The sequence below is a fragment of the Methylobacter psychrophilus genome (assembly GCF_025583945.1).
Lineage (GTDB): Bacteria > Pseudomonadota > Gammaproteobacteria > Methylococcales > Methylomonadaceae > Methylobacter_C > Methylobacter_C psychrophilus.
Genome location: NZ_JAOEGU010000010.1, coordinates 110,618 through 118,418 on the forward strand (window position 1 = coordinate 110,618; position 7,801 = coordinate 118,418).

Below are 7,801 nucleotides of genomic sequence, written 5' to 3' on the forward strand. Positions count from 1 at the left end.
TTTATTTTCAACGGCACTTAAATTTCGTTAAGTAGTCGTTAAGGTTGAGGGTGCTAATGTTTGTTATCAATTAATTTTATTACTCATTCTTTCTTGACTCAAAGAGAACCTTATGAAAAAACTTTTTATTTTAGTTCAATTAACTGCAGTTGTTGCTGTGTACTCATTTTCAACTTACGCTTTTGCAGATGATCATGGTCATGGTCATCATAGGCATAAGCATCATCAATACCAGTCTGAAGAAAGACGATATTACCAACAGCGTCAAGATCCACGATCTCATCAAGGCTTGGCTGGTGGTGTCGTCGGTAGTGTTTTGGGTTACGAACTGGGCAATGGAAGTCCGGTAGCTACTGGACTTGGCGCAGCGGCAGGTTCTTTTCTTGGTAACGGAATGGCTGGAGGACGATAATTCGATCAACTAAAGTAATGTAAAATGGAGGGTGTAAATAATTTCGCGTAACTGCTTATTTTCAGTATACGGGTATAGTGAAATTCCTTTAGGAGGAATGAAAATGAGCGATATTATCAAGGACCCCATTTTAGTTTCAGCGATTCAGTGTTGCTATCACTACCGCCGTCTAAATGTTATCAACAGCTTATGTTAAATTAACGAACCGTTATCTTCATTAAGCATTCATTCATATTTAGGCAGTAATAATGGCCTCCAAAGTTTATAACTAAATGATTTAATTTTGTTGATATATCAGTAGTATTAATTACTTATCCAAAGGAATCTAATGAAAAAATTATTTTTTTTAATTCAGTTAACGGTCGCTGTAGTAACCTATTCAGCTATTTCTTCTGCTGATGATCATCATGGACGGGGAGGCTACGGTTATGATCATCATGATAGAGGGCATCATGGGCATCATGGCCACCACCGTGACCACTATTATCCGCAGCCTCAAGTGAATTATTATTATGCCGAACCTCAAGTTCGTTATTATCCGCAACCTCAGCCTTACTATCCCCAGCAACCCCAATATTCCGGCTACGATCAGCGATCTCACCAAGGCTTGGCTGGAGGTGTCGTAGGTAGTGTTCTGGGTTATGAAATGGGTAACGGCAACCCTGTCGCTGCCGGACTCGGTGCCGCTGCAGGATCATATATAGGTAATGGACGGTGGTAGGCGACAAGTCACAGTCGCTTTTGGAAAAAACCTTTATTTGCAGATCTTGATCTTACCTGAAAGCTCGAAAAGGATAAGTCAGTATTGAGCTTGGAGAATAACGAGATGCTTTAACCCGATAATTTTTAAGATTGGGCCAATAAGATCAGTGAGCGGATAGGCGAAATTCCCTATACGGTGGCTGATCTTTTTTTGTTGCTACGAACTGATTTTTGGTCTATTTATTTTTTGCGTTATCCGTCACAATCGTCCGATTCTTGTCTTTGATCCATTCACTCCATGATCCTGCATAAATTTTGGAACCACTTAATCCGGCGTGTTCCATTGCCAGTAAATTATGACAGGCGGTTACGCCCGAGCCGCAATAATGAACCACTTGTTCAGGTTCTGTTGTACCGATAAGTTTTTTAAATTGGCTATGTAAAGAGTCGGTCGGTAAAAACAAGCCCTTATTATCAACATTTAATTGAAAGGCGCGGTTTAATGCTCCAGGAATATGGCCTGCAACGGGGTCTATGGGTTCTTGCTCGCCACGATAACGCTCGGGTGTCCTGGCATCAATCAGACATATCGTTTTTTGTGCGAGACTGTTTTGGACTTGTGAGGCTTTTAGCCAAGAATTAGTGTTTAAATATGGCCGGAAAGTATTGGGTTTTATGGTTGGCAATGTAGTGGTTATTGAAAAACTTTGTTTTTGCCAGTGTTTAATTCCGCCATCCAATACTGCGACTTTATCATGCCCCAAACAGCGTAATAGCCACCATAAGCGTCCTGCAAAAGCACCGCTGGCATCGTCATAAACGATTACTTGGGTGTCATTGTTAACCCCCCATGCTCCCAGTTTTTTTGCCAACAGCGTAAAGTCGGGGAGTGGATGTCGTCCTGTAAAATCAGTTATAGCTGATGACAGGTCATTGTTTAAATGAGCATAGCGGGCATCGGGTATATGCCCGTGGCGATAAGCATGGCTACCTGCATCATTATCGGCCAGAGAAAATCGACAATCGACAACGACCCATTTGGGGTTATTAAGTTGTTGATATAACGTGGCTGCGGAAACAAGTGTGGTGTAATCCATCTGGTTAAACCTCTAATATTATTTTGCCAATATGCTGGCTGGTTTCCATCAGTTCATGGGCTTTACCTGCATCCTTGAATGCAAAGGTGGTGTGAATAACGGGTTTAATTTGTCCGGTTGCCAATAAAGGCCATACTTTTTGATCTAATTTTTGGGCGATGTCGGCTTTAAAGTCATCGTCTCTGGCTCTTAATGTTGATCCGGTTATGGTTAGTCGTTTTAGCATAAGGGATAGCAAGTTGATTTCAGTTTTCGCGCCGTTTTGAATGGCGATTTGTACCAGTCGGCCATCGTATCCCATACATTGTAAGTTACGTGGAAAATAATCACCGCCTATCATATCCAAAATGACATCGACACCCTTAGTATCTGTAAGTTGGTTGATTTCTTTAACAAAATCCTGTTCTTTGTAATTAATGACGGCATCTGCGCCAAGTGCCAGGCAGCTGTAACATTTAGCGTCAGAACCTGCAGTGATAATGACTTTAGCATCGAACGCCTTGGCAAGTTGTATGGCTGTTGTGCCAATACCGCTGCTACCTCCATGTACCAGCAATGTTTCGTGCGGTAGTAGTTGGGCACGATCAAATACATTACTCCAAACGGTAAAAAAAGTTTCAGGTAATGCCGCTGCCTGAATAAAAGACAAGCCTTTGGGAATGGGTAAACAGTGTGATGCAGTGGCCAGGCAATATTCGGCATAACCACCGCCGGTCACTAAAGCACAAACGGTGTCGCCTGTTTTAAGATGGGTAACCATCGCGCCTGTTGCTACAATAGTTCCTGCAATTTCTAATCCCGGTATATCAGATGCACCCAACGGCGCAGGGTATAAGCCTTTGCGTTGCATAATATCAGGGCGATTAACACCAGCAGCGGCTACTTTAATTAATACTTGATGATTCGCCGGTGCGGGAATAGGGCATTCGGTCAGCTTTAAATTGCTATTATCTATTTTAAAGGCCTGCATGGTGTTGGGAAGTCGCATAAGTGAGTACTGTAAAAAGTTGGATGCGGTTATTATATGCCTCAGTGATTTTCATAAACAATGTGTAAGTAGGATAAAAAATGATTCGTGCAGGTATTGTCGGCGGAACGGGTTATACGGGTGTTGAATTATTGCGGATTTTAGCTTTGCATGCAGAGGTTGAAGTTGCAGTAGTGACCTCACGCGCAGATGCGGGCTTAAGGGTGGATGCTTTATATCCGAGTTTGCGGGGCACTATTGATGTCGTTTTTAGTTTGCCGGATATTGAAACCTTGTCTCAATGCGACGTGGTATTTTTTGCGACACCCAATGGCACTGCCATGCTAATGGCCGAGCAGTTGTTGGTGCGAGGTATTAAGGTGATTGATCTTTCGGCGGACTTTAGGTTGAAAGATGCACAAGAATGGAGTCATTGGTATGGCATGGAGCACGCCTGTCCTGATTTGATAAGCCAAGCTGTTTATGGTTTGCCTGAAGTGAATCGTGAGGCGATTAAACAAGCACAATTAATTGCTTGTCCGGGTTGTTATCCTACGGCGGTACAACTGGGATTTTTACCCTTGATTGAAAACGGCTTGATAGATATCAAGCATTTAATTGCCGATGTTAAATCCGGTGCTAGTGGTGCCGGGCGTAAAGCCGAGTTGGCTACTTTAATGAGTGAAACAGGCGAAAGTTTTAAAGCCTATGCGGTTAGTGGGCATCGGCATTTGCCGGAAATTATACAGGGTCTTACGTTTGCCGCTAAAGAACCGGTAGGCTTGACTTTTGTGCCGCATTTGCTGCCGATGATACGCGGAATTCATGCGACGTTATATGGACAATTTGTGACTCCTGCAGAAGGCGATATTACCTTGGCTGATATTCAAGCTTTGTATGAGCAGCGCTATCGTCATGAAGCGTTTGTTGATGTATTAGCGCCGGGGTCGCATCCGGATACACGCAATGTTCGCGGTAGTAATAACTGTCAGATCTCAATTCATCAACCCCAAGGCAAGCAAGTCATTGTGATTTTGTCAGTGATTGATAACCTGGTTAAGGGGGCGGCGGGGCAAGCCGTTCAAAATATGAACCTGATTTTTGGGTTGAAAGAAGATGCTGGTTTGAAGATAATTGCCCTGTATCCATAAATCTTGACTATAACGCTGGGTATAGTCATAATTAAATTATGTTTAACGTAGAGAGTGTTTTATTTTATGGCTAATCCAATTATTTTTACTGATAGCGCTGCTTCTAAAGTGAGCGAATTAATTGCCGAAGAAGGTAATGATAACCTGAAGTTGCGGGTTTATGTTTCGGGCGGTGGGTGTTCAGGTTTTCAATATGGCTTCACCTTTGATGAAGAGGTCAATGAAGATGATACCAGCGTTGAAAACGGTGGTGTCACTGTGCTGATTGATTCAATGAGTATTCAGTATTTGGCGGGCGCTGAAGTTGACTATAAAGAAGACATATCAGGCGCGCAATTTGTTATTCGTAATCCAAATGCAACAACTACCTGTGGTTGTGGTTCTTCTTTTTCCGCTTGATGTAAGTTAAAGGGGCGACCGTAAAAGTTGCCCTTTTTTAATGCCGGGTTATTTGAGTTTAAAGCAGTAAAAAGTCGTTATTGACAGTTCATCTAAATGCTTCACACTTTAATAAGTAAGAAAGCCGGATGCTCTTTTGACAGTGTCCGGCCAGATGCTATTAAGCAACAGTAATTTATGATTAATCGTACTGGTTTTTAGCAAATAACGATTGTGCTTTGGTTTTATTCAGTTCAACCAAAGTGAGTCGGGACTGTGCTTTAAAGTTGGCCAGTACTCCTGCATGTAACGGCAATGACTGTGCCAGATTAAGTGTTTCCGGATTGCGGTGAATGCCGTCAACACGAAATTCATAATGTAAATGCGGGCCGGTTGCCAGACCGGTTTGGCCAACGTAACCAATAACGTCACCCTGTTTCACTCTATCCCCACTGCCAAGACCTTTTTTAAAATTAGCAAGATGTGCGTAAAGCGTTTCATAGTGATCGCCATGCTTGACTATCATTACTTGCCCATATCCACCTTTGTTACCACAAAAAATAATTTCACCATCTCCTGCTGATTTTACCGGAGTTCCTGTCCTTGCTGCGTAATCAACACCTTTGTGTGCTCTAATTCGGTTAAGTATTGGATGCTTACGATTCGTGTCAAAGCCTGAGCTGATGCGTACATAGTCAACAGGCGTACTTAAAAAAGATTTGCGCATCGGCTTGCCTTCAGGGCTGTAGTAATTGATTTGCCCTTCGCTATCTTTATATCTAACAGCAGTTAATATTCTGCCTTGATTAACAAATTCAGCGGCAACGATGTAGCTATCAGATGCGTTATTGCCTTGTTCATAAACGACGGTGAATTGATCACCTCGATGAAGATTTGTGGCAAAATCGATGTCCCAAGCAAAAATATTGGTGAGTTGAAAAATTAACTCCTCTGATAATCCTGCTTGTTGGCCTGCCGAGGATAAGGATGAATTAATTGTGCCGTGAACGCTGGTAATATGACTTGGCGCTTCATCGGTTGCATCGGTTAAATGGTCAACAAGATTATCTTGGTTGTGTGGCGTTATAAGGGTGTGAATGCGCTCATTATTCTCAGTAGGCTCTAAAAAAAAGTCATCTTGGTGATTAGCCAGGTAAGTGTTTTCAACTGAAAGTGAAAGTTGTTTTCGGGTTGTTACCTGTCGCGCAGTGTATATGGAGCGTAGCTTTGGTTTGGCTTTGTTGTTGGAGGCTTTAGCTAACTGTTTCTCAGTCGGGTGTTTTTTACGGTTGGGCGTGTGCTTGGCAATTGATTTGACGCTCTTGGCAGAAGCGCGGGCATGTTTGCTATGGGCAGGTTTGGCATAACTAGTCGTGGCTGTAAAAGCTAAACCTATCCACAATAATAAGGAGATATAAAATTTATTTTTCACGATATATGGTTAAGTAGTTGGAATTTATTCAAAAGAGTAATCCTAAATTTTCACTGAAAATCATTTTAAGGGATTTTTGAAGGATTTACTAATTTACCGGCATTATAAAAATATTTATGCAATCGATCTGATCATTAATTCTATAATGATCAGGCTTATTAACGATTAAATTTGGAGAAAGAAATTGCAAGAGGACGTATTGGCAAGCCTTCTAAGAGGCACGGATGAGGTTTTAATTAAACAGGAGTTAATTAAAAAGCTGGAAGAAGGTCGACCTTTGCGAATCAAGGCGGGTTTTGATCCGACTGCTCCGGATTTACATTTAGGGCATACCGTGCTTATTAATAAATTAAAACAGTTTCAGGATTTAGGTCATGAGGTGCTGTTTTTGATTGGCGATTTTACCGGGATGATTGGTGACCCTACCGGGAAAAATATCACCCGTAAGCCATTAACCCGGGATGAGGTTATTGATAACGCAAAAACGTATGAAGAGCAGATTTTCAAAATCCTGGATCCCGCTAAAACATTGGTCATGTTTAACTCAAGTTGGATGAATGCAATGTCATCAGCAGATTTAATTCAGCTGGCAGCCAAGCATACCGTTGCAAGAATGTTGGAGCGAGATGATTTTAGTAAGCGCTTTAAGGGTGGACAACCGATTGCCATTCATGAGTTCTTGTACCCATTAATACAAGGCTATGATTCCGTAGCCATGAAAGCCGATGTGGAGTTGGGTGGTACCGATCAAAAATTTAATTTGTTGGTTGGGCGTCAGTTACAAGAGGTTTTTGGGCAAAAACCACAGGTTGTTATTACAATGCCCCTTCTCGAAGGCTTGGATGGTGTGCAGAAAATGTCTAAGTCACTTAATAACTATATAGGTATAGCTGATGCTGCTGATGATATGTTCGGCAAATTAATGTCCATATCTGATGAATTAATGTGGCGATATTTTGAGTTATTAAGTTTTCGTCCAATGACAGAAATTAAGTTATGGGCGCAGGAATGCGAGCAAGGTGCAAATCCCCGCAACTATAAAGTGAAATTGGCTCAAGAAATTATAGAAAGATTTCATGATGTCGCTGCTGCAAATAAGGCGCTGGAAAATTTTGAAGCCAGATTTCAGCGTGGAGCAATGCCGGATGAAATGGACGAGTTGGAATTAAAAGCCGAGGGCAGTAGTTACTTTATTGCCAATTTATTGAAGGATGCCGGATTAACAAGTAGTACCTCCGAAGCAATTAGATTGATAAATCAAGGTGCTGTAAAAATTGACGGAGAAAAGGTTTCTGATCCAAAGCTTGAGATATCAGTCAATGCCGAGAACATTTATCAGGTAGGAAAGAGAAAATTTGCGCGAGTAAAAATAACCGCTTGACGGTTTTGATTGTGGCTGTATAATACGCAGTTCTTTCGGGGCAGCGACTTCGGAAGGGCAGGATGCTTTAAGTTAAAGTTAACACGGAGGTTGACAAGTTGTTCAGGTAGGCTATAATGGGCGGCTTGTTCGGGGTAACGTAGTTTGGCCCTGAAGCAGGACAGCAACACGCAATGTCGACAAGGGGTTGACAAACCGAATCCGCTCTGTATAATTGTCGGACTCAACGGTGCTGCGGCACCAACGCTCTTTAACAACTTGATCAAAATAATTTGTGTGGG

The 7,801-nt window shown here is 42.1% G+C and carries 8 protein-coding genes; 5 read left to right on the forward strand and 3 right to left on the reverse strand.

Going from position 1 to position 7,801, the window contains the following annotated elements; translation table 11 throughout:
• Nucleotides 1-112 precede the first annotated feature (112 nt).
• Both N7974_RS07415 and N7974_RS07420 read left to right on the forward strand, forming a co-directional pair.
• Nucleotides 113-412 carry a glycine zipper 2TM domain-containing protein gene (locus N7974_RS07415; protein WP_262964997.1) on the forward strand — a complete coding sequence of 100 codons (300 nt, stop codon included), beginning with the start codon at nucleotides 113-115 and terminating at the stop codon, nucleotides 410-412.
• Nucleotides 413-740: 328 nt separating this feature from the next.
• Nucleotides 741-1,133 (forward strand): hypothetical protein, encoded by a 393-nt coding sequence (locus N7974_RS07420; RefSeq protein ID WP_243216891.1) that lies wholly within the window; start codon nucleotides 741-743, stop codon nucleotides 1,131-1,133.
• A 217-nt stretch (nucleotides 1,134-1,350) separates the two neighbouring features.
• On the opposite strand, the gene N7974_RS07425 is transcribed toward N7974_RS07420, so the two are convergent.
• Together N7974_RS07425 and N7974_RS07430 are read right to left on the reverse strand one after the other, a co-directional pair.
• Nucleotides 1,351-2,211, reverse strand: a complete 861-nt coding sequence (locus N7974_RS07425; RefSeq protein ID WP_262964998.1) for a sulfurtransferase — start codon at nucleotides 2,209-2,211, stop codon at nucleotides 1,351-1,353.
• A gap of 4 nt (nucleotides 2,212-2,215) precedes the next feature.
• The gene (locus tag N7974_RS07430; protein WP_262964999.1) at nucleotides 2,216-3,199 is read right to left on the reverse strand and encodes an NAD(P)H-quinone oxidoreductase; all 984 of its coding nucleotides are present in this window, start codon (nucleotides 3,197-3,199) and stop codon (nucleotides 2,216-2,218) included.
• Between the two features lie 80 nt (nucleotides 3,200-3,279).
• Here N7974_RS07430 and argC point away from each other — a divergent pair, with 80 nt between their 5' ends.
• Both argC and erpA read left to right on the forward strand, forming a co-directional pair.
• Nucleotides 3,280-4,329 carry an N-acetyl-gamma-glutamyl-phosphate reductase gene (gene argC / locus N7974_RS07435; RefSeq protein ID WP_262965000.1) on the forward strand — a complete coding sequence of 350 codons (1,050 nt, stop codon included), beginning with the start codon at nucleotides 3,280-3,282 and terminating at the stop codon, nucleotides 4,327-4,329.
• 66 nt (nucleotides 4,330-4,395) lie between these two features.
• Nucleotides 4,396-4,728: an iron-sulfur cluster insertion protein ErpA gene (gene erpA, locus N7974_RS07440; RefSeq protein ID WP_262965001.1), complete on the forward strand. Its 333-nt coding sequence runs from the start codon at nucleotides 4,396-4,398 to the stop codon at nucleotides 4,726-4,728.
• Between the two features lie 181 nt (nucleotides 4,729-4,909).
• Here erpA and N7974_RS07445 read toward each other — a convergent pair whose 3' ends face one another.
• Nucleotides 4,910-6,139 (reverse strand): M23 family metallopeptidase, encoded by a 1,230-nt coding sequence (locus tag N7974_RS07445; protein WP_262965002.1) that lies wholly within the window; start codon nucleotides 6,137-6,139, stop codon nucleotides 4,910-4,912.
• A gap of 184 nt (nucleotides 6,140-6,323) precedes the next feature.
• Between N7974_RS07445 and tyrS the strand changes: the two genes are divergently transcribed.
• Nucleotides 6,324-7,520, forward strand: coding sequence for a tyrosine--tRNA ligase (gene tyrS / locus N7974_RS07450; RefSeq protein ID WP_262965003.1), 1,197 nt, complete (start codon nucleotides 6,324-6,326; stop codon nucleotides 7,518-7,520).
• The last annotated feature ends 281 nt before the right edge of the window (nucleotides 7,521-7,801 follow it).